At 52.0% G+C, this 22,708-nt stretch carries 21 protein-coding genes, 1 tRNA gene and 1 other RNA gene; all 23 read right to left on the bottom strand.

Going from position 1 to position 22,708, the window contains the following annotated elements:
- Positions 1-14: 14 nt before the first annotated feature.
- Positions 15-1,529, bottom strand: a complete 1,515-nt coding sequence (lysS, locus tag HMPREF1992_RS02140; RefSeq protein ID WP_021684169.1) for a lysine--tRNA ligase — start codon at positions 1,527-1,529, stop codon at positions 15-17.
- Between the two features lie 9 nt (positions 1,530-1,538).
- The gene (greA, locus tag HMPREF1992_RS02145; protein WP_021684170.1) at positions 1,539-2,009 is read right to left on the bottom strand and encodes a transcription elongation factor GreA; all 471 of its coding nucleotides are present in this window, start codon (positions 2,007-2,009) and stop codon (positions 1,539-1,541) included.
- A gap of 13 nt (positions 2,010-2,022) precedes the next feature.
- Positions 2,023-2,325 carry a GIY-YIG nuclease family protein gene (locus HMPREF1992_RS02150; protein WP_021684171.1) on the bottom strand — a complete coding sequence of 101 codons (303 nt, stop codon included), beginning with the start codon at positions 2,323-2,325 and terminating at the stop codon, positions 2,023-2,025.
- Positions 2,322-2,933 (bottom strand): peptidylprolyl isomerase, encoded by a 612-nt coding sequence (locus tag HMPREF1992_RS02155; RefSeq protein ID WP_021684172.1) that lies wholly within the window; start codon positions 2,931-2,933, stop codon positions 2,322-2,324. Before HMPREF1992_RS02155 ends, HMPREF1992_RS02150 begins: the two co-directional genes overlap by 4 nt.
- A 35-nt stretch (positions 2,934-2,968) precedes the next feature.
- Entirely contained in the window at positions 2,969-3,673 is a 705-nt protein-coding gene (locus tag HMPREF1992_RS02160; protein ID WP_021684173.1) for an MBL fold metallo-hydrolase, read from the bottom strand.
- 7 nt (positions 3,674-3,680) lie between these two features.
- Entirely contained in the window at positions 3,681-4,601 is a 921-nt protein-coding gene (locus tag HMPREF1992_RS02165; protein ID WP_021684174.1) for a YitT family protein, read from the bottom strand.
- Positions 4,598-5,239: a hypothetical protein gene (locus tag HMPREF1992_RS02170; protein WP_021684175.1), complete on the bottom strand. Its 642-nt coding sequence runs from the start codon at positions 5,237-5,239 to the stop codon at positions 4,598-4,600. Before HMPREF1992_RS02170 ends, HMPREF1992_RS02165 begins: the two co-directional genes overlap by 4 nt.
- Before the next feature lie 18 nt (positions 5,240-5,257).
- Positions 5,258-6,490, bottom strand: a complete 1,233-nt coding sequence (locus HMPREF1992_RS02175) for an aminopeptidase (protein ID WP_021684176.1) — start codon at positions 6,488-6,490, stop codon at positions 5,258-5,260.
- Position 6,491: 1 nt separating this feature from the next.
- Positions 6,492-6,935 carry a D-aminoacyl-tRNA deacylase gene (gene dtd / locus HMPREF1992_RS02180; protein ID WP_021684177.1) on the bottom strand — a complete coding sequence of 148 codons (444 nt, stop codon included), beginning with the start codon at positions 6,933-6,935 and terminating at the stop codon, positions 6,492-6,494.
- A gap of 60 nt (positions 6,936-6,995) precedes the next feature.
- The gene (locus tag HMPREF1992_RS02185) at positions 6,996-8,279 is read right to left on the bottom strand and encodes a M18 family aminopeptidase (RefSeq protein WP_021684178.1); all 1,284 of its coding nucleotides are present in this window, start codon (positions 8,277-8,279) and stop codon (positions 6,996-6,998) included.
- Positions 8,280-8,380: 101 nt separating this feature from the next.
- A tRNA-Pro gene (locus HMPREF1992_RS02190) sits at positions 8,381-8,457 on the bottom strand.
- A gap of 45 nt (positions 8,458-8,502) precedes the next feature.
- Positions 8,503-9,216, bottom strand: coding sequence for an HAD family hydrolase (locus HMPREF1992_RS02195; protein ID WP_021684179.1), 714 nt, complete (start codon positions 9,214-9,216; stop codon positions 8,503-8,505).
- Positions 9,217-9,279: 63 nt separating this feature from the next.
- Positions 9,280-11,715, bottom strand: a complete 2,436-nt coding sequence (locus HMPREF1992_RS02200; protein ID WP_021684180.1) for a DNA internalization-related competence protein ComEC/Rec2 — start codon at positions 11,713-11,715, stop codon at positions 9,280-9,282.
- Complete coding sequence (locus HMPREF1992_RS02205) at positions 11,712-12,278, bottom strand: helix-hairpin-helix domain-containing protein (protein ID WP_021684181.1); 567 nt, start codon at positions 12,276-12,278, stop codon at positions 11,712-11,714. Before HMPREF1992_RS02205 ends, HMPREF1992_RS02200 begins: the two co-directional genes overlap by 4 nt.
- Positions 12,279-12,318: 40 nt before the next feature.
- Positions 12,319-13,152, bottom strand: coding sequence for an adenosylmethionine decarboxylase (speD, locus tag HMPREF1992_RS02210; RefSeq protein WP_369791852.1), 834 nt, complete (start codon positions 13,150-13,152; stop codon positions 12,319-12,321).
- Positions 13,153-13,205: 53 nt separating this feature from the next.
- On the bottom strand, positions 13,206-14,540 hold the full coding sequence (locus HMPREF1992_RS02215; protein WP_021684183.1) for a replication-associated recombination protein A: 1,335 nt from the start codon (positions 14,538-14,540) through the stop codon (positions 13,206-13,208).
- 119 nt (positions 14,541-14,659) lie between these two features.
- Complete coding sequence (gene hslU / locus HMPREF1992_RS02220; protein WP_021684184.1) at positions 14,660-16,054, bottom strand: ATP-dependent protease ATPase subunit HslU; 1,395 nt, start codon at positions 16,052-16,054, stop codon at positions 14,660-14,662.
- Entirely contained in the window at positions 16,051-16,590 is a 540-nt protein-coding gene (hslV, locus tag HMPREF1992_RS02225; protein ID WP_021684185.1) for an ATP-dependent protease subunit HslV, read from the bottom strand. Before hslV ends, hslU begins: the two co-directional genes overlap by 4 nt.
- Positions 16,587-17,924, bottom strand: coding sequence for a methylenetetrahydrofolate--tRNA-(uracil(54)-C(5))-methyltransferase (FADH(2)-oxidizing) TrmFO (gene trmFO / locus HMPREF1992_RS02230; protein ID WP_021684186.1), 1,338 nt, complete (start codon positions 17,922-17,924; stop codon positions 16,587-16,589). The genes hslV and trmFO overlap by 4 nt, the downstream gene beginning before the upstream one ends.
- A complete protein-coding gene (topA, locus tag HMPREF1992_RS02235) occupies positions 17,921-20,248 on the bottom strand; it encodes a type I DNA topoisomerase (RefSeq protein ID WP_021684187.1) in 2,328 nt (775 codons plus the stop codon). Before topA ends, trmFO begins: the two co-directional genes overlap by 4 nt.
- Complete coding sequence (dprA, locus tag HMPREF1992_RS02240) at positions 20,211-21,302, bottom strand: DNA-processing protein DprA (RefSeq protein WP_037358089.1); 1,092 nt, start codon at positions 21,300-21,302, stop codon at positions 20,211-20,213. The genes topA and dprA overlap by 38 nt, the downstream gene beginning before the upstream one ends.
- A gap of 209 nt (positions 21,303-21,511) precedes the next feature.
- Complete coding sequence (locus HMPREF1992_RS02245; protein WP_037358092.1) at positions 21,512-22,174, bottom strand: C40 family peptidase; 663 nt, start codon at positions 22,172-22,174, stop codon at positions 21,512-21,514.
- Positions 22,175-22,244: 70 nt separating this feature from the next.
- Positions 22,245-22,597: RNase P RNA component class A (gene rnpB, locus HMPREF1992_RS10925), an RNA gene on the bottom strand.
- Positions 22,598-22,708 lie beyond the last annotated feature (111 nt).

The following is a 22,708-nucleotide window of genomic DNA, read 5'->3' on the forward strand; positions in this document are numbered from 1 at the left end:
AGGCATTTCTAAAATTATTCCGCCAGTGGCTTCATCGTCGGGAAGAGCAGCACATCACGAATAGAAGGACTGTCTGTCAGCAGCATGACGAGGCGGTCAATGCCAATACCGAGGCCACCTGTCGGCGGAAGGCCATATTCGAGTGCTGTGATAAAGTCACGATCCATGACATGCGCCTCGGCATCTCCCGCTTCTCTCTGCGCAAGCTGATCCATGAATCGCTGCTCCTGATCGATCGGATCATTCAGCTCTGTAAATCCGTTTGCGAGCTCACGCCCATAGACGAAGAACTCAAAGCGATCCGTGATGCGCGGGTCATCCGCATTTCGCTTAGCAAGCGGAGAAATCTCCGTAGGATGTCCTGTGATAAAGGTCGGCTGCATGAGTCCATCCTCAACCTTTTCCTCAAAAGCCGCATTGAGGATTCCGCCAATACCATGACGTTCCTCAAAGGGAACACCAATCTCACGAGCCATCGCACGTGCCTCATCGACGGTCTGACAGGAGAGGAAATCCCTCCCCGTTTCCTCACGCACAGCATCATTCATGCTGATCGTACGGACACTCCCCAGGTCGATCTCAACCCCCTGATAGGTAATCTTTGTTGTACCTAGTACATCCTCGGCAGCTTGCCGAACAATTCCCTCCGTGATTTCCATGAGGTCACGATGATCGGCAAATGCCTGATAGATTTCAATGGACGTAAACTCCGGATTGTGACGCACATCCATGCCCTCATTACGGAAGATCCGCCCCATCTCATAGACGCGGTCAAGTCCACCGACAATCAGGCGCTTTAGACTAAGCTCCGTTGCAATACGGAGGTAGAGGTCGATGTCAAGGGCATTGTGGTGCGTGATAAAAGGACGCGCTGCAGCACCGCCTGCAAGTGTTGAGAGTACGGGGGTCTCCACCTCGAGGAAGTCCCGCGTGTCGAGATAACGGCGGATGGACTGGATGATCTTCGTCCGCTTGCGGAATACCTCACGCACCTCATGGTTGACCATGAGGTCGAGATAGCGCTGACGATAGCGCGTATCGACATCCTTAAGTCCATGGAACTTCTCAGGCAGAGGACGCAGCGATTTGGAGAGGAGGTCGAAATCCTCAACACGTACGGTGACCTCTCCACGCCGCGTCTTAAATACAACACCACGAATGCCGATGATATCGCCGATGTCAAGTCTCTTGAACTCTTCCTTGTATTTCTGCTCGCCTAGAACATCCATCTTGAAATAGACCTGTATATTGCCTGTACGGTCATTCAATGTGGAGAAGGATGCTTTTCCGTGTCCGCGTATTGCCATCAATCGACCGGCAATACGAACCTCCTCCTCTCCTTCCTCATCTTCGGCAAGATAGTCGTATTTCTCTTTCAGGGCAGAGGCATAGTCTGTGACCTCAAAGCGATGTCCGAACGGAGGAACGCCCATGGCTCGAAACGCATCCATCTTTTCACGCCGGACACGCATCATCTCACTCAGATCCTGCTCCGGCGCATTTGCTGTGTTTTCTCTTTCTTCAGCCATCCCTGCTCCTTACTTCTTAATATCCATGATTTTGTACTGAATAACCCCTGCTGGTGCATTGACATGTACTACGTGGTCAATGTTTTGTCCAAGTAACGCCATTCCAAGGGGGGACTCATTTGAGATTTTCCCCTCATCCGGATCCGCCTCGGTGGACCCCACGATGAGGAAGGTTTCCTCTTCATCGAATTCGAGGTCCTTCACCGTTACACGACTTCCCATGGTAACAGTTTTACCGTCTCCCGCTTTGATGATATCGGAGTTGCGTATTTTGACCTCAAGTTCTTGAATCTCTCCCTCAAGGAATGCCTGTTCATTCTTCGCATCATCATATTCGGAGTTCTCGGAGAGATCGCCGAGTGCAATGGCGGCCTTGAGGCGTTCAGCAACCTCGATGCGCCGAACACTTTTGAGATAGTTGAGCTTTTCAACGAGCTTGTTATAGCCGTCCTCGGTCAGCATGACCTTCTTCTCTGTCATGAAATGATCTCCTTTATTGCATTGCTATATATTTATTGGTATCTTCCACCAGTGCGGCGATGTCTGCATTTTCCAGCCCCGTGTGAATGAGTGCAAGACGCTGTGCTCTGCGAAGCTTTTTGAACTCACGTTCCCGTTTTTGCGCCTCCTCTTTTGTCGCAAAGGGCTCTGCATAGGCAAGGCGAACCGGTCGGCGCGAACGCGTGTATTTCGCACCATGTCCTTCATTGTGCGCATGGAGGCGTTTTTTTAGATCATTCGTCCATCCGGCGTATAGGCTGCCGTCGGCACACAATAAAAGGTATGCATAGTTCATTCTGCGGCGTCTTTGATGATGATTTTCTCAATCACAACATCATGCACAGGACGATCACCGTATTCCGTCTTTGTATGTCCAATATCGCGCACAACATCCATTCCGTCAATAACTTTGCCAAAGACAGCGTGATGATTATTCAGCCACGGTGTTGGAGCAAGTGTGATGAAGAACTGACTGCCTCCCGTATTCGGCCCCGCATTTGCCATCGAAAGAATGCCTTCATCGTCATGCTTCAGAGAAGGATCAAACTCATCCGGGATCGTATAACCAGGACCGCCTGTTCCATTCCCCTTCGGATCGCCGCCCTGAATCATAAAACCATCGATCACGCGATGGAAGATGAGTCCGTTATAGAATCCTTTTTCCGTGAGGTCAATAAAATTCTTCGTTGTAATTGGTGCCTTATCCTCGAAGAGTTCCACCTCGAAGGTCCCCTTGTTTGTCGTAAATACTGCGATGCGATTTGACACTGCTCTTTTCTCTCCTTTATCCTGATCCAACAGCATATTAAATGACATCCCCGCACTCCCACTGTGTGCCGCAAACAATACAGCAATGACGGCAACTGTAATCCCGAGTGTCAGGAGATAAAATTTCTTTCCCATTCTACCGAAAGCCCTCCTATATTTCAACCTATATTTCAAAAAGAATGTCGCTCGCCTGCTCTCTGCGGTGACCAGGTAGGGATTTCACAGCCGGGCTCGAAGAAGTCCGCAGATGGATGCCATACAGGATAACCGACAGAGTGCATGGATACGAGAGCCTTTGGATGCGTCTCTGTGCAAAACACCTTAGCGCCGCGCTCCATGGACGGACCCAGCCGCCCATCCACAGGGAAGAACGCAAGGTCGAAAGAACGCCCTGCAAGATATTTCATCTGCTTACGAAATGCATTCTCCGCAAGCTTTCGATTTTCGGCAGTATCTCCCGTCCAGTCCCACCAATTAAAATCACCAGCATGAAAGACCTGTTTTCCGTTAAGCTGCACTAGAAAAGAGGTACCTTCATCCGTCGACGAAAATGAGGTGACCTCAATACGATCATCCTGCCACGCATCATAGACACCAATCCAGTTCGTCAGCTCCGCCGGGATACGCTGCGCGCCCGGATTTAATCGTATATCCTCACTTAGAATATAACGCGAGGCATTTGCGGCATATTTTGCAATCGCAGGATTAAAGTGATCAAAGTGTCCATGTGATGCAAAAAAATACAGACGATCGTAGTCTCCCCTCTCCACAGCATCCGAGAGTACTCCTGCAGGATCATCAAATGCGTCAAAAACGAGCAGAACATCGTCCACACGAACGACAAAGCCGCTGTTCAGCAAGTAGGTTACTTCCAATATAAATTCATCTCCTTACTCTCTCATCATCGTCGTTGTCATCCGAGGCTGAGGCATCGTTCTGATTGATTCGGCCGAAGCCGCGCCCCATGACCTCATTCGCAGACATGATGATGACAAATGCATGGGGATCGACATTGTGCACAATAAATTTCAGCTTGCCGACCTGCGTTGTTCCAACAGCCACAAAAACGACGTTTCGTTCACGGCGTGTGTATGCCCCCTGTCCATACAAAAACGTCACACCACGATGCATTTGATCAATGATGCTCTCAGCGATCTCCTTGTGCTTATCCGATATAATCAGCACTGCCTTTCGGTGATTAAAGCCTGCAACGATCTTATCCACGACAGTCGCATTGATGAACATATAGATCAGCGTAAACATAGCAGGAGCCATGCCGAAGAGAAAAGCCGCAATGAGCATGATGAGGCAGTTCATCGAAAAGAGAACACCGCCCATATGCAGATCGTAGTATTTACGAACAATAGCCGCGAGGATATCAAATCCTCCCGTACTGCCGTTCATACGAAATACAATACCATAACCAAGCCCCGCGAATACGCCGCCATACACGGTCGTAAGCATCATGTCGGTGACTGGTGCATAAGCGTTAAGCGGCCTCGTCAGATCGAGGAAAAAGGAAAAGATCGCTGTGCCAATGATGATATCGATCGTATAGGCCCGTCCCATCAGCCGCCACGCCATAAAGAGAAGCGGAATATTGTAGATAAATGTCTGAAGGCCGATGGGCAGACCAAACAGATAGTAAACAATCATTGCAATACCAGTCGCCCCACCCGTGAGCAGATGCGCCGGCACCAGGAAGAGGTTGATTGCACAGCTCGCAATCAGACATCCGGCAACAATGCCAACATAGCGCATGATGCGGTGTCCGAGCACGTGCATATGCAGATTGTGTGTCATTTGCCGTATCCTCCCAGCCGCACGTGCTCGTCTTTCGGAAGAGCGGATACATCGATTTCCTTCGATGCAATAAATCCATGCTTCAGATCGAGTTCAACAAAGGACTCATCATCGGACAAGGCCATTTCATCCGCTTCCTCGTCCGTAAGAGGAAGCGCTGTGATCCGCGCCGATTGGAGGGCAGCATTCTCAGAGGACAAGTTCAGAATCAGCCGCTCACGTGCGTGTACTGGATGGACATACACAAGACATGTGTTGCCATCCAAAAATTGACGTTCGGTCCTCCCATATACCTTCATTAGATAGCCGCTCGTCGAACCGTAATGCACATTTTTGCGCAGACGATACTTCTCACCAATCAGATTGATATCTACAACCTTGTTGCTTTGGACGGACGTCGACACAACAACATCTCCATAAGTGAATGTTTTGAGATGAATCCCCCAAATCACCTGCTCATTTTGAACATCAGGCTCGCCCCAGCGCATACGAAGATCCTGCTCAGAGTCTCCAAGCGCAATATTTTCATAGGAAAAGTCCTCAGCTCGAACCCTGCCGGCCGCTTCACCATCGGCAAAAACAGAGAGAAAAAGAAAGCACAGCAATATCAGTACGTTGTATCGAAAATGTATCTCCATATTCTCCACCTCGCAGCTTCAAAATGTAAAGTTTCCATTTTCCATGATCGTGACTACTTCACCTGAATCTGTCCGCCCCACTACAGAAAGGTCTGGAGTTCCAATCATAAAATCCTCATGAACAAGCGAGTGATTAACGCCGTGTTGACAAAGTTCTTCTTTTGTCATGCTTTCTCCATTCTCTATACAGGTTGGGTATGCTTTTCCAAGTGCAAGATGGCAGGAGGCGTTTTCATCAAAAAGTGTATTATAAAATAGAATACCACTCTGTGAGATCGGTGAGTCGTGCGGCACAAGTGCCACCTCACCAAGGAAGGATGCTCCCTCATCCGTTCCAAGAAGCTCCTTGAGGTGATTCTCCCCATGCGCCGCCTTGTACTCCACGACCTTCCCCTCATGGAAACGAAGCATGAAGTCACGGATCAGATTCCCGTTGTAGTGCAGCGGTTTTGATGCAAAAACAATGCCGTTGACACCATTTCGTTTCGGCAATGTATATACTTCTTCAGTAGGAAGATTCGCCGCAAAGAGCGTTCCTTCTGCAGATTTCTCCGCACCGCCCATCCAGATATGTCCTTTTGGAAGTTCGATACGGAGATCCGTGCCCAAAGAGCTGTGATAGTGCAGTTCAACAAACGATCGGTTATTCAGAAATGCCGTAATCTTTTGAAGGCGCTTGATGTGTGCATGCCATGCGGATACGGCATCCTCTTCCTCAGATACACGTACAGCATGGAGAATCTCTGCCCAGAGGCATTGCACTGCATCATCATCTGAACGATGCGGAAAAACCTTACGAGCCCACGCAGTTGTAGGCACAGAAACAACGCACCAGGTATTCTTGTTGCTCATCAGTCTCGCACGGTAGTCCATGAGAGCTTTTCCCGCGGTCTGACTAGCCTCCGTGAGGCGCTTCGGATCAATGTCCGCATAGAGATCAGGGTCCGACGCTGCAATCGATATGAAAGCCGCTCCGCGTGCAGCATGATCGTCATAGAAATCCTTACGCCATGCCGGAAATTCTTTGAAGCGTTCGCTTGCCGCCTTTTGAAAACGAATATGAGAGAGCTCCTCATCATTCCAGTTGACGGCAACATCGTACGCTCCGACATCATACGCCTCTGACGCGAGGGCATGCACAAATTCTGCACAGCCAATCGGTGCATGGATGACAAGCGGCTGATTATACTGCAGATTCACTCCCACACGTATCACAAGGGCAGCATATTTTTTGAGCAAATCCTGATTCATTTCACACCTCAGTCGTATCAAAAAGCAGTGTGACAGGACCATCGTTGACAGAACTCACCTGCATATCTGCACCGAACTCTCCATGTTCAACATGTAAGTTGCGCGCCGTCAGCTGTGCAATAAATTCCTCGTACAGAGGAATGGCATGCCCCGGCTTTGCCGCCTTGGAGAATCCCGGACGTCTTTTTTTAAGGTCGGCAAACAGTGTGAACTGAGAGATCACAAGCACAGCTCCACCAACTTCGGCTATGGCATGATTCATCTTTCCTGCCTCATCGGAGAATACACGCAAATGCACAATTTTCTCCGCCAGACGTGCAGCATCCTCAGCCGTGTCTGTGGGAGCAATGCCTAGCAGGATAAGATATCCTGCCTTGATCTGTCCGCAGATATCTCCATCGATCTGAACAGATGCTTCTTTGACTCGTGTGACTACGGCCCGCAAGAAATCCCCTCTTTCTGTTCAACGTGCCTATTATAGCATGCTTCTATGAAGAAGTCTTTCTCAACCAGCGAAAAAAGATGCAAGCAGCTCTGTCAGCGCAAATTGATCGCATGTCCCCATAGTCTCACGTGCAGAATGCATCCCAAGAATAGGTGCACCAATGTCCATGGTTCGCATTGGTATCTGCGTTGAGAGAATCGATCCAAGTGTTGCACCGCCCGCTGCATCCGAGTGGTTTGTAAAGACCTGATAGGAAATTCCCTCCCGCTCACAGAGTCCCGCAACAACGGCAAATGCCTCTGGATCACCGGCATAGGATTGACTCGAGGCGACCTTTAGAACGACTCCACCGCCAAGGAGCGGCTGATTCGTTGGATCCGCCTTCTCAGGTGCATTGGGATGAAGTGCATGTGCAACATCGACCGACAGGCAGAAGCCCTCGAGAATCTTTGCAAGATACGCGTCCCGTTCAAACCCGAGCGCCATATAGACACGCTCCAACACCATGGCAAGTGCTGTCGATCCTGCGCCCTGCTTCGTGCGGCTCCCAACCTCCTCGTTGTCGAAGAGTGCCACGATGCGAATCCCATCTCCATCCGTCCAGTCACGAACAGCGTCAACACATGCCTTAACAGATGACAGATTATCAAGGCGTGGTGCGGAGAGGAATGCATCATCACACCCCAAAAGACATCCGCGCTCATATGGATAGACATTCAGATCATAGGACATGATGTCCTCCGACGAAATTCTGAGTTCATCGGCAAGCAAGGCCAGCAATTTATTCGAGTCATCTGCACCACCGTCTGCGCTCTGAAAGAAGAGTGGCAGCAGATCCTTCTGTGGTTTCAGTTCCACCCCCTCATTCACCTTGCGGTTCATGTGAATCGCAAGATTCGGAACGAGCATGAGCGGACGACGAAAATCTACGAGACGCAGCGACGGCGCAAAGGGGTCCTCGGTACGCAGAGCTACCGCTCCTGAGAGCGAGAGCGGACGATCCATCCACGTATTTCGAATGAGCCCCCCGTACGGCTCGACATTCAGCTTCCCATACCCATGCTCTTTGAGCACGGGATTCGGCTTGACGCGCAGACAAGGGAAATCCGTGTGTGCGCAGGCAATGCGAAGAGGACCACGCGGATTGTCTCCAATCGAGACAATAATCGTCCCTGTGTTATAGAGAGAAAAAGAGTACATCTGTCCCGCACGTATTTTCTCTTTCTCAAACATGCGGACAGGACGCAAAATCTCATGGCACTTTTCCACCACATGATAGGGCGAGGTCGCCTGATCAATAAACGCCGTCAATTCTTCCGCACAATGTTTTTCCTCAGGTCTCATATGTTCCTCACATTCATTCGCAGCAGCCAGCAATACATGCCGTGCCGCCTATAAACAGAAAAAGACCCGCCCATCGGCTGGTCTTTGTGCGTCGAGTAAAATGGTCGGGATGACAGGATTCGAACCTGCGGCCTCATCGTCCCGAACGATGCGCGCTACCAAACTGTGCCACATCCCGACAACATGGTGTATTCTACCAACTTTTCACGCAAAAAGCAAGCATTTATTTTGAGACCGCATCCATGAGCACTGACCGCAGCTCCTCCTCCGAATGCACCTCATAGGCAGGATGAAAATGTGTAGGCACAGGCATCGGGCGCTCTCGATGATTGAACCAAACAGAGCGCCAACCTGCAGCCTCCGCGCCGACAATGTCCAGAGCAAACGCATCTCCAACATAGAGAAGCTGTTTGGGGACAAGATTCAGGCGGCGTTCCATCTCCTGAAAGATGCGCTCATCAGGTTTACGAAACGGATGATCACCTGAGACAATAATGTACTCTTGTGACACCCAAGGAGATACATTGAGCGACCGCAGCTTATTTCTCTGGTGACGGGGGTCTCCATTGGTGATAATCCCTATTGCAACACTTCTGTGCAGCTCATCCAGAAGCTTTCTCATAACGGGAGAGAGCTGAATCTGATACTGCAAATCCATATAGATGCGCTGGAACTCCATTGCCTCCTCATCCGTCACATTGATGCCATAGTCTCCAAGACTCATGCGGACGCGATAGATATACATCTCCTCCATTGACATCTTGCCCGTCTGGGAGTCCGCAAAACGCTCGTCACTGTAATGACGAAAGGACAAAAAAACGCGCTGCAGGGGCAAATCATACTGTCCCCCATAGAGCGACCGATACGCCCCAAAGAACGGCTGCGCCATATCGTAGAGTGTATCATCGACATCAAATACTACGCCCCGAATATCCATAAGATCCCCATTCTACATACTGCCTGCCATTCACATTATAAGGGAAAGAAAAGACGCATGCAATCAGTCGTTCAAAAAATTCCCCTCAGCAAAGGTATGGACGGAGAGAGATTTCCCATCCGTATGAAAAACGATTGCACCGTCTCGATCCGTCCGAAGCATTCTTGCACCCACCCGCTCATATCGTTCTACAACAGATGGTCTCGGATGTCCAAAAGAGTTGCCCTCCCCAACACAGTATATGGCATAGCTCGGATGTACTGCACGAACAAAGTCCTCGCAGCTCGACGTATCTGAGCCATGATGCGGCACCTTGACAACAGTGCTGTTAAGGTCACCCGCCCGTGCAATCATTTTCATCTCATGCTCCTTTACAAGATCACCAGTAAAGAGAAAACTTGCATTTCCATAGCAAACGCGGTAGACATTTGAAACCTCATTGCCTGTCAGGTGTTCCACTTCACTATAAGGCGGGGCGTATAGAAATTCTACCGTCACGCCATCCAGTACGATGGACTGCCCCTCCTGCGCCGTTCCGAGTTTCATCAGCAATGGATTGCCGTCACCTATACGCATACTTCTTGCATATACCCCAGTCCCCTCCCCCGCAGTATAGACGTGATTCACCGGCATATGCAACAGGATCGCACCTGCCCCTGCCGCATGATCTTCATGTGCATGCGAGAGGAAGATATAGTCCAGTGCCTGAATTCCATAGTGACGAAGATACGGCAGATCGACGCGTGCACCAATATCGAAAGCATTATCCCGCGTCCCGCCCGTATCAAAAAGCATCGCATGGCCGTGAGGCGTTATCACGAGCGCCGCATCCCCCTGTCCAACATCGATGAAGTGAACCTCCATCTCAGGGGACTTCATAAACTGCCACGAAACGAGCACAATAGCAAGAACTGCCGCGATAAGGACAGTCATACGACGGCGACAGAGCAGTAGTCGCTCCGCCTTTTTTCGATATTGCTTTGGCATAAACAGGATTAAGAGAAGACCATAGTATAGAAGGCCCTCAGGAATTCCCATTGATGGAAGCACGATCACGGCAAACGGCAGCGACGCCATCACTTTCGTCATCTCAAATGTCACACCAAGGAGCAGACTATCAACGGCAAAGACAATGCTGCCAAGAACGGGGAGGACAAACGCCGCAATGCCTCCCGCAAGACCTAGGATAATAATGATATCGACAAGGGGAACAACGATGAGATTGGACAGAAGCGCAGAGACGGAAATCTGATTGAAATGCCACGCCAGGATCGGCAGCACCGCAAGCTGAGCTCCCAGAGTAATGGATAGACTTGCAGCAACCACGAAGGGCAGGCGCTCCATCCAGGAGCGCAGAAGAGGAGCAAGAACCAGCAGTCCGGCTGTCGCCAAGAACGACAGCTGAAAGCTGATGTGAAAGAAGAGCAGCGGCGATACGACCAACATCAGCAGTCCTGTGAGTACGAGCAGATACTGTGCATCGCGCTCTCGCCCAAGGACGAGCCCCAGAAAGGCAACGGCTCCCATGATGCCGGAGCGAACTGCAGGTGGAACAAGACCCGCAAGGATGACGTAAATACCGATGGCTAAGACGACCGCCATCACAGAAATCCATCGCGGCAGTCGAAAAAAGAGTGCCAGCCATGCGATTACTGCAGCAAGAAGACTAATATGTGAACCAGAGACAGACAATATATGAACAATGCCCGTTGTTGTAAAGGCCTCGAGTAGTTCAGGCCGTATCCCCTCGTATCCGCCAAAGAGCATGGCAAAGATTGCTGCTGCATCACTGCGCGGCATAACCTCAGCCATGCGGTCAAAATAGTGTGCACGCACCTGTGCCACCCAGCGAAGAAAGGCCTGTGCGTAGGAAGGCTCAGTATTTGGAGTGATTTTTATGTCATTTTCAGAGGCTGACAGGCTGGCTGTAATTCCCTCACACCGCAAAAGAAATCGAGTGTTGATCTGTCCCGGATTTTGATAGTAGTGCAATCGGCGAATCTTTCCCTCCGCCGTAATCACATCACCGATTTCACCAATCGGTGAATCTTCTGCAGAATCCCGTCGTGTGTAGACGTAGAGCTTACCCGTTCCCGGCTGTTCCGCCTGTCCCCGTACGACCTTCTGAACGGCAGCTGTGTAACGAATATGCTGAACACCATCTGCATCCGTCGTCATGTGGGGAGCATCTGTCAGAATTCCATGAACGGATGCACGGTCCCCCGTCATGTATGAAATATCATACGGCAAAAGCTCATATGCAGCCGCAAAGCGAAAGAGTCCCAAAATGAAAAAAAGCCCCAGAAAGGCAATCCATGTTCGTTCACTCTGTTTGAGAGCAAGGATGCCAGAGGCAAGTATCATGATCACCAAAATCACGACAAGATATGGAAAATATAACGAGAATGTGAGGTGCAGGAAGGCGCTGCACAGAATACCCAGGCAGAACGACACAAGGAGACCACAGAGGAACGAGAGCTGGTACTGCCCCGTCGTCATATGGTCACCCGGTCTTTCAATTTCTCGAACTTAGCTGCCCCGATGCCTCGTACCTTCTTAATGTCTTCAATATTTTGAAAAGCACCGTTCGTCTCACGATACTCAACAATACGTGCGGACATGGCTGGTCCAATCCCAGGCAATTCCTGCAGCTCTTTCTCGTTTGCAGTATTTAGGTTGATCTGTCCTTCGGTATTTTTTCCTGCACTCGCATTTTGCGGGCGCTCACTCCCGCCGACAACGCGCTCAGGCACACGAACCTGCATCCCATCTTCCAAAAAGGCGGCCATGTTGATGCGGTCAATATCCGCTGTTTCGATGACACCGCCCACGGCGTTCACTGCGTCTGCAACGCGCTGCCCCTCTGCAAGGGTAACAAGTCCTGGTTTCTTTACCTCACCCGTCACATAGACAACAATAGAGCGCGGCGTTTCAGCCCGTTCAGCAGTTCCTTCATCAAGGGCAATTGCTTGCTGCTCCGCATAGTAGCCATACATTGTTCCGCCAAAGGCCGCCAGAACAAGAACGAGCAGAACTAGGAGGGATTTTTTGAACATGGGCATATGACCAACTCCCTCAGCAATACACCACAATCAACCGATGCTAGTAGACATTCCTTCCACTGAAGATCTCAATCATCTCACGCCGGAGACTCGTGCTAATGAGGAGGCGTGTCTTAGGCGGAATCTCGTCGACATCCGTATTAAAGAGATAGTTCTGAAGCTGCGGCTCCTTGATCAGCATGCGTGTATGAAAAAGACTCGCCTGATAGAGATTAATATCCACGGCATCATACTCATCGAGAGTCTCCTGCTTAATAAACTCCTGGATGGAGGTCATCTTGCTGTCCATAAAGAGCTTGCGCCCCTGGAGATCACGTGTGAAGCCGCGTACGCGATAATCCATCGTGATGATATCTGAGTCAAACTGACTGATGAGATAGTCGAGCGTCTGCAGCGGCGTAATCTCTCCACAGGTTGCCACGTCAATATCTACACGAAACGTTGCAATGCTCGTATCGGGATGATATTCGGGATACGTATGTACGGTCACATGACTCTTATCGAGGTGTGCAAGGATTGTCTCAGGCGCAGGCGGCTTCGCATTCACAGGCTTCTTACTGCCAGAGACAACCGCCGCCTCTTCTGCAATCAGCATGGTGACACTTGCCCCCTGCGGATCGTAATCCTGTTTGGCAATGTTGAGAATCCGTGCGCCGATCATATCCGTGACCTGTGACAGAATCTTCGTGAGACGATCAGAATTGTATTGTTCATCAATATATTTAATATAATCCCGCTGCTCACGTGCTGATTTTGCATAGCAGATATCATAGATATTAAAGCTCAACGCCTTTGTGAGGTTGTTAAACCCATATAATTTCAGCTTCCCATCCAACGCCGGAGTTCCTTCCTTTCTCACAGTGACGAATACCATCGCCATCCAAAAAATCATATTCTTTGTTATTTATTATATGTTTTTTGTTATTTTTATTTATTTATTTTTGACGGATGATTTTTCTTCCATTCTTTGATCCAATCAAGCCGCTCTCGAAAACGAGCTTCCATTCCCTGTTCCGTCGGATGATAATAGGTTCTTCCAACGAGAGAATCCGGCAGACACTGCATATTGGTTATATGTTCCTCTGTATCATGCGCATACTGATAGCCCTTGCCGTAGTCCAGATCCTTCATGAGTCTCGTCGGAGCGTTGCGGATCACAAGCGGCACAGGCTCTGCCAGCATCTTGCGGGCATCTGCCGCTGCCGCAAGATACGCCGTCTCCATCGCGTTCGACTTCGGTGCAAGGGAGAGATAAACGACCGCCTCCGTCAGATGCACATTGCACTCCGGAAAGCCGATGTAGTGACATGCCTGGTATGCCGCAACGGCAATCTCAAGTGCCCTCGGATCAGCAAGTCCCACATCCTCTGCGGCAAAACGCGTCACCCGGCGTGCGACATAGAGCGGGTCTTCTCCCGCCTCAAGCATCCGCGCAAGCCAGTAGACCGCTGCATCGGGGTCTGAGTTGCGCATGGACTTATGCAGTGCAGAGATGAGATTGTAATGCTCCTCGCCGCTCTTATCGTAGAGGAGAGATTTGCGCAAGATGCACTGTGCCAAATTCTCCTCCGTCACATAGATCTCTCCATCACGCTCATCTGCGTTCAACACAAGCATCTCGAGCGTAGAGAGTGCACTCCGTGCATCGCCGTTTGCAAAGGCGGCGACTGCCGTCAATCCATCCTCGGAGAGATGGATGCGCTGACGGCCAAGCCCTCGCTCGGAGGATATAGCGTGCTGCAGCAGATGTTTGATATCCTCCGTATTGAGTCCCTGCAGGACAAAGACGCGGCAGCGTGACAGGAGCGCACTGTTGATCTCGAACGACGGATTCTCCGTCGTCGCTCCGATCAATACAATGCTGCCCTTCTCCACGAATGGCAGAAAGGCATCCTGTTGCGCCTTGTTGAAGCGATGAATCTCATCGACGAAGACAATGATGCGCTCGCCGTATATACGACGGCGATCTGCCTCCTGCATAACCGTGCGGATGTCCTTGATCCCGCTTGTTACCGCAGAGAAGTTAATGAACTTCGCCTGTGTCCTTGCAGCGATGATCTGTGCCAGTGTCGTCTTTCCGACGCCGGGCGGTCCCCAGAAGATCATGGACGTAATGCGGTCACTTTCGATGAGGCGTCGCAGCACCTTCCCCTTCCCAAGGAGGTGCTCCTGCCCGACAAATTCTTCCAGTGTGCGGGGACGGATGCGCTCGGCAAGCGGCTGGTATGCAGCACGTTCAAAGAGGCCGCCCTGTTCGTCCATCCCGCCACCTCCTATACGCAGATTCTCTCATAATGGATTATCGCATAAAAAGGAGACTTAGGCAACAGAAAAAACGGCTTGGACAAATTTCCAAACCGTTCTTTTCCCCCCTCCGCTGTTTATAGGATGAAGCGCGATACATCGTGGTCACCCGCAATATGCGCGAGACAGCGGTCGACATAGGCAGTATCGATGACAATCTCCTTTTCTTCAAGATCCGGAGCATCAAAGGAAAGCTCTTCGAGAAGTTTTTCAAGGAGTGTATAGAGGCGGCGCGCACCGATATCCTCCGTCTGCTCATTGACCATCTCCGCAAGTTCAGCAAGCCGTCCAATGGCATCGTCCGCAAAGTGGAGAGAGACACCTTCAACGCCAAGAAGTGCACTGTACTGCTTGATAAGCGCATTTTTCGGCTCCGTGAGGATGCGCTCAAAGTCCGCCTTGACAAGAGATTTAAGCTCTACACGGATCGGAAAACGTCCCTGTAACTCCGGAATGAGGTCGGAGGGTTTCGCTATGTGGAATGCTCCCGCCGCGATGAAGAGGATGTGATCGGTCCTGACGGGACCATACTTCGTCATGACCGTCGATCCCTCGACAATCGGCAGAATATCGCGCTGTACGCCCTCACGAGAGATATCTGCGCCCGCACTGCGGCCACTCGCAACGGCGACCTTGTCAATTTCATCGAGAAAGACAATGCCACTGTACTCAGCGGTATGCACTGCCTCTTCGGCAACGACATCCATATCGATGAGCTTGTCCGCCTCCTCAGCAGTAAAGATCTTGCGCGCCTGATCGACGGTGACCTTCCGCTTGCGAGGATGCTTCGGCATAAGCTTACCGATCATGGATTGGAGATTGTCGCTCATCCCCTCCAAGGATGATCCCGCAAACATATTGCCTGCGGGGCGCGCAGACTCCTCGACCTCAATCTCGATTACATCGTTTTCAAGCTCCCCATTTCGCAGACGTTTGCGTACCCACTCACGCCCTGCCTGATACTTCGGAGGATCCTCCGTCTCTTGCTTCTCCTCTGTATCTGAAGAAAAAATACTGCTGAGAGGATTGACGGACTTCTTAGGCGGTGGAACAAACACATCGAGAAGGCGTTCCTCTGCATTTTCCGCAGCCTTTTCCTGTACTTCCTCGATCTTTTGCTGACGTACCATGCGTACGGCGGTCTCCACGAGATCGCGCACGATGGACTCGACATCGCGCCCGACGTAGCCGACCTCCGTAAACTTCGTCGCCTCGACCTTGAGGAACGGCGCACGGACAAGCCGTGCGAGACGGCGCGCAATCTCGGTCTTGCCGACACCCGTCGAGCCGATCATCAGGATGTTCTTCGGAATGACATCCTCGCGCATCTCATCGTCGAGCCGGCGGCTGCGCCAACGGTTGCGGAGTGCGATGGCGACAGAGCGCTTTGCCTCATGCTGCCCTACGATGTATTTGTCGAGTTCGGCAACAATCTCGCGCGGCGTCTGTTCGTTGACTCCGATCTGACTCATGATTCCAGTTCCTCCACTGTAATATTATGATTGGTATAGACGCAGATATCCGCCGCAATCGAGAGGGATTCCCTTGCAATCTCAGGGGCATCCATTTCGCTGTGTGCGACAAGGGCACGCGCTGCAGCAAGGGCAAAGAAGCCGCCCGACCCGATCGCGGTGCAGTCCCCGTCCGGCTCGATGACCTCGCCGTTGCCTGAGATCATGAGGATGCCGTCCTTGTCCGCAACGAGCAGGAGTGCCTCAAGCTTGCGGAGCACCTTATCCGTGCGCCAATCCTTTGCAAGCTCGACGGCGGCGCGCTGCAGATTCCCACCGTAGGATTCGAGCTTCATCTCAAACTTCTCGAACAGCGTGAACGCATCTGCAACGGATCCCGCAAAGCCCGCAAGAATCTTGCCATGATAAAGTCTGCGTACTTTACGCGCATTTGCCTTCATAATCGCGCGCTCACCGAAGGTGACCTGTCCATCTCCGGCAATCGCAACTTTATTCCCCTTTTTGACAGCAACAATGGTTGTTGCATGAAATGTCATACTCTATGCACTCCATTCATATACGCTGCGCAGAAACGAGCAAGTTCATCCAATGCACGCTCTGCCATCATCTTTTTTTTCTCGGGCTTGCGCGTACGTCGTGGAAGGTTCTCTAGGCGAGGCAGAAGCCCGAAGTTGATATTCATGGGCTGAAAATGCGCAGGGTCGCATGAGGTGATATAATGCGCGAGTGCCCCGTGACAGGTCATCTGCGGAAATACAAGCACTTCTTTGCCCGCAGCAAGGCGTACGGCGTTTATGCCCGCCATCAGTCCGGATGCAGCGGACTCGACATAGCCCTCGACCCCCGTCATCTGTCCGGCAAAGAAGAGCCGATCATTCGTCTGCAGCTGAAATGTTGGACGCAAATGACGCGGCGCATTCATGAACGTATTCCGGTGCATCACGCCGTAACGCAGAAATTCCGCCTGTGTGAGTCCCGGAATCATCTGAAAGACACGCCGCTGCTCCGGCCATTTGAGCCGCGTCTGAAAGCCAACAATGTTGTAGATCGTCCCCTCTGCGTTGTCCTGCCGCAGCTGAACAACGGCATGAGGACGAACACCTGTCTCGGGATGCTCGAGGCCCATGGGCTTGAGCGGTCCATAAAGCAGGGTGTCCTTTCCGCGCGACGCCATGACCTCGACGGGCATACATCCCTCAAAGAAGATCTCTTTCTCAAAATCATGCGTCTCTGCTGTCTCCGCCGTCGTCAGTGCCGTCCAGAACGCCTCATACTGCACCTCATCCATCGGGCAGTTGATGTACGCTGCCTCGCCCTTCCCATACCGGGAGGCACGATATGCGGCGCTCATATCGATGCTCGCAAAGCTCACGAGAGGAGCGGCAGCATCGTAGAAATAGAGGGAATCATTGCCGAGCAGACGCGAAACCGCATCGGAGAGAGCGCCGTCGGTCAGCGGCCCCGAAGCGACGATGACAATGGTCTCTTCCGTGGAGGGAATCTCCGTGATCTCCTCATGATGTACCGTGATGTTCGGATGCTCTTTAATGAGCGTCGTAACATAATCACTGAATTTTGTGCGGTCAACCGCAAGCGCACCGCCCGCGGGCACGGCAGTCGCATCTGCCGCCCGCATGATGAGAGAGCCAAGACGCCGCATCTCCTCCTTGAGGACGCCGACGGCATTCTCGAGTCCCGCACCGCGCAGGGAGTTGCTGCACACAAGTTCGGCAAAACCGTCCGTCTTATGTGCCGAAGATCTGCGCAGGGGGCGCATTTCATAGAGTTCCACGACGGCACCGGCTTCGGCAGCCTGCCATGCCGCCTCACTTCCGGCAAGCCCCGCACCGATGACAGTGACCTTCTTCATGAGCGCGTCTCCTTACGACGCGTATTTTTTTTCTTCGCGGCAGCACCCTTCTCCTCTGCCGGAGTCTCGGCACCCGCCTCTTTCGCCGCCTGCGCACGTTCTTTCTGCCGTGCCAGCTCCTTTTCGATGGGGCTGCCAACACGCGAGGTACAGGTCTCATTGCTGCAGTAGAGGATGCTGCGACCTGTACGGTAACGATGCTTCTGCATAAACGAATTGCAGACCTTGCATTTTTCCTGCTGTGGTTCGTCCCACGTTGTATAGTCACAGTCCGGATACCGATCACAGCCAAAGAAGGCTCGTCCGCGCCGGCTCTTGCGCTCGACAATCTTGCCGCCGCATTTCGGACAAGCGACCCCCGTATCGCGCAGAAGCGGTTTTGCATTGCGGCAGTCCGGGAACCCGGGACACGCAAGGAATTTTCCGAAACGGCCCTGCTTGACCACCATCATGCGTCCACATTTATCGCAGGGGATGTCTGTGACCTCGTCTGGAAGATCTACCTCACCGATGACATCCTCTGCCTGCTTGAGCGTCTCATCAAATGGATCATAGAATTTTCGGAGCAGCACGTTCTTGTCCAGAGAACCATCCGCAACCTCGTCCAATTCCCCTTCCAGATTTGCCGTAAACTTCACGTCCACAATGTCCTTGAAATATTCCTCAAGCATATCGGTGACAATGAAGCCAAGCTCTGTGGGGCGGAACTGCTTTTCACGGCGCTCCACATAGCCGCGCTTCTGAATGGTCTCGATGATGGGCGCGTATGTACTCGGACGACCGATCCCCATCTCCTCCAGCGTCTTGACAATGGAGGCATCGTTATAGCGCGGCGGCGGTTCCGTAAAGTGCTGTTCCGGCTTCAGTGCATCGAGTACAAGAGTATCGCCTGCTTCGAGCTCCGGGAGCAGCGTATCCTTCTCCTTCTTTGCGATCTCAGCTCCGACATAGACGGCGGTATAGCCCTTAAACTTCAGTTTTGAACCATGCGCACGCAGCTGGTAGTCCCCTGCTGTGATCTGTGCTGCGATCGTGTCGTAGACAGCCGCGGACATCTGACTTGCAGCAAAGCGCTGCCAGATGAGCGTATAGAGACGCAGCTGATCACGGTTCAGATACTGTTCCACGTCACTCGGTGTCCGCAGAATGCTCGTCGGACGGATCGCCTCGTGTGCGTCCTGTGCCTTCTTCCCCATCGCATAGATATTGGGGCGCGTCGGAATATAGTCCTTGCCGTACTCCCCGCTGAGATAGCCGCGTGCCTCATCTATGGCGAGATTCGAGATACGCGTTGAGTCGGTTCGCATGTAGGTGATAAGTCCAGTCGCCCCATGCCGTCCGAGAACGACGCCCTCATAGAGCTGCTGTGCGATCATCATCGTACGGCCGGAGGTAAAGCCCAGCTTGCGAGCGGCATCCTGCTGAAGCGAGCTCGTGGTAAACGGCGGCGCCGCCTTCTTGCGGCGCTCACTGCGCTTGACCTCCTTGACAGTAAAGCTCTGGCGCTCCAGATCATTCGTCAGCTTCTTCGTCGCTGCCTCACTGTGCAACGCCAATTTTTTCCCATGAGCATGGGTCACGTCCGCACTGAATGAACTCTTCCCCTTTTTCAGCTTTGCCTCAACCGTCCAATATTCCTCCGAGCGGAACGCATCGATCTCACGTTCCCGATCACAGATCAGACGTACGGTCACAGACTGCACACGTCCGGCGGAAAGCCCCTTGCGCACCTTGCGCCAAAGGAGCGGTGAGAGCTTATAGCCCACGATACGGTCGAGCATACGCCGTGCCTGCTGTGCGTCTACTTGCTCCATATGGATGGGACGAGGATGCTGAACAGCCTCCTCAATCGCAGGCTTTGTGATTTCATGAAAGACAATACGGCAGTTCTCCTTTGGATCAACACCAAGGATGTGTGCCAGGTGCCAGGCAATCGCCTCACCCTCGCGGTCGGGATCGCTTGCAAGATAGACTTTATCCGCATTCTTGGCCTCTTTTTTGAGCGCACGAATGAGATCTCCCTTGCCGCGTACATTGATATACTTCGGTAAAAAATCATTGTCAACATCGATGCCGAACTGACTCTTCGGCAGATCGCGCAGATGTCCCATGGACGCGCGAACAATGTAGTTCTTTCCAAGATGGCGTTCGATGGTCTTTGCCTTTGCCGGAGACTCCACGATCACCAAAAATTTTTTGGATGTTTTTTTTCCCGATGTTTTCTCGTTCTTTGTGGATTTCACAGATGCTTTCTTTTTGCGTCCAGATGTTAGCGTAGCCAATCCGTCAGTTCCTTTCGGCGCGCCGATAGGCGTGCATTTCATTCTCTGTAATAATTCCTTTCAGCTGCATTTGGAGCAGGAGCAGCGGGATACTTGCCGCAATGTGCTCGGGCAGGCTGTCCATAATCTCATCCATGCTGAGTGGATGATCAACGGACAAAACCCGATAGATATGTGCCTCCTCCGGTGTCAGCTGTTCGCGCACGGAGCGCTTGGGCGGTTCGACAAGACGCATCTCCTCCAAGATCTCCTGCGGTGTCTCCACCAATCGTGCACCCGCGCGGATGAGATTGTGACATCCGCTGCTCTGCGGCGAGTAGATGCTCCCAGGGATTGCGTATACGTCCCGCCCCTCGCTGAGTGCCATCTCCGCCGTGATCAGAGAGCCGCTGCGCTTTGCCGCCTCAATCACAAGCGTTCCTTCGGAAAGTCCGCTGATGATGCGGTTGCGCGCGGGAAAAAATGCCGGCAGCGGCTGTGTGCCCGGCGCATACTCGGAGACCACAGCGCCCCCCGCCTCGACAATCTGCAAGAGCAGACGGCGGTTTTCGGGAGGATATGCAATATCCACACCGCAGCCGAGCACAGCAACTGTCCTGCCTCCGCGCAGCGCACCACGATGTGCGCGCGTATCAATGCCGCGGGCAGCACCACTCACAATGGTGACACCAGCCGCCGCAATCCGCTCAGCAAACTCCATCGCTGCAGCCTCACCATAGGCGGTAAACTTCCGAGCACCGACCATGCCAATGCGGCGTGCATCTGGAATCAGCACGCCACGATGATAGAGCACAAGAGGAGGATCGAAGATCTCACGCAGGATGATTGGATAGGATGCATCCTCTATGGTGATGACCTCAATCTCCTGGCGCGCACACTCTTCCGCTATTTGATGCGGCAATGTGTCATTTTTTCTGCAATGCTGCACAAGCGCATCGGCAAGAGTCTCTGAGAGAGCTCCCTCGTCCCGAAGGGAGCCGATATCCATAGACCAGATTTCCTGTGCAGAAGGTACAGATGCAAGCAGTCGACGCATACGTACGCTGCCAATATGGCGACATTGCAGTAGTGCGGCCAGATAATATCGATCCTCCATGGCTGTACGCTCCCCATATTACATAAATTCATATCAAATTACAACTAGAAGTAATACTTTTTTATTTAATGTAGGTTTTTATCGCGGAAAGAGTTCATCGCCAAATACATAGTATAGCATGAGGAAAATAAGAAGGCAAAGAAAGAGATCTGACATGGCGTACTCCTATAAAAAAAGAGGGGCAATGCCCCTCCCCAGATTCTGTATCATCACATAATGCGGCGTGCACCAATGTAACACGCACCCCAGTAGCCGCCATACAGATTGTCAATCGCAACACCACGGCTCGACGAAGCATTGATGAAATTCCCGTTGCCGAGATAGATTCCAACATGAGACGGTCCGTATTCATACGTGGAGAAAAATACGAGATCGCCGGGCACCATCTCCGAAGACGAGATCGGATAGCCCACATCGTACTGCGCATCTGCCGTACGCGGGAGATAGATGCCCGCATTGGCAAAGACATAGCGCACAAAGCCGGAACAGTCAAACCCAGATGGCGTCGTGCCGCCGAAGGAGTAAGGTACTCCGATGTACTGCATGGAGTCCGAGATCACACGGCGAACAATATAGTTGGAACCGCGGCTGACCTGCGGCATGGATTTTCCAAGAAGTGCCTGATACGTCGAGGGACCTACCATCCCATCGACGGCAAGCCCCTGTGCTGCCTGAAACTCCTTCACTGCCTCTGCTGTCGCCGGTCCGAAATCGCCGTCGGCAACAACGTCATAGCCAAAACTGGAGAGCTGTCCTTGAATCTCAGCTACATCCGTTCCCTGATCGCCAAGCTGGAATGACTCTGCGCTCGCAACTGCTGCGGAGCAGAGAAGCATTGCGGATAATGCAAGAATCTTGATTTTCTTTCGCAAGCAAACACTTCCTTCCACCTATACTCAAGGAGCTCCTCGAGTATATCAAAATGCTTCTGTAAATATATTGGCTGTGAGAAACCAATAAGCCGAGTTCTGTTCCGCCACGATGGCGGTGACAATCATTTATCTGGGACGCCTGTTGCCAGACGCCTCAAGCGACACTACCCGGAAGGTCGACGGGCCGCCTTAACCCTTCCCTATTTGGTCTTGCTCCATGTGGGGTTTACCGAAGCCAGCCAGTCACCTGACTGCTGGTGCGCTCTTACCGCACCTTTCCACCCTTACCGATCAGATCGGCGGTATAAATTTCTATGGCACTTTCCCTAAGGTCACCCTCGCTGGACGTTATCCAGCACACTGCCCTGTGGAGCTCGGACTTTCCTCGCCCATCAAAACGGACGCGATTGTCTCGGTTTCTCATACCAACGCAAAGATTATACCACATGTGGGGTATAGGTGTCAAAAGTCCCCCAACCCTTTGTGATATATGGGATGGAGACAATCCTTACGAACAGAAAATCCCTTTTATGA

Origin of the sequence: Selenomonas sp. oral taxon 892 str. F0426 (assembly GCF_000468035.1) — a bacterium.
GTDB lineage: Bacteria > Bacillota > Negativicutes > Selenomonadales > Selenomonadaceae > Centipeda.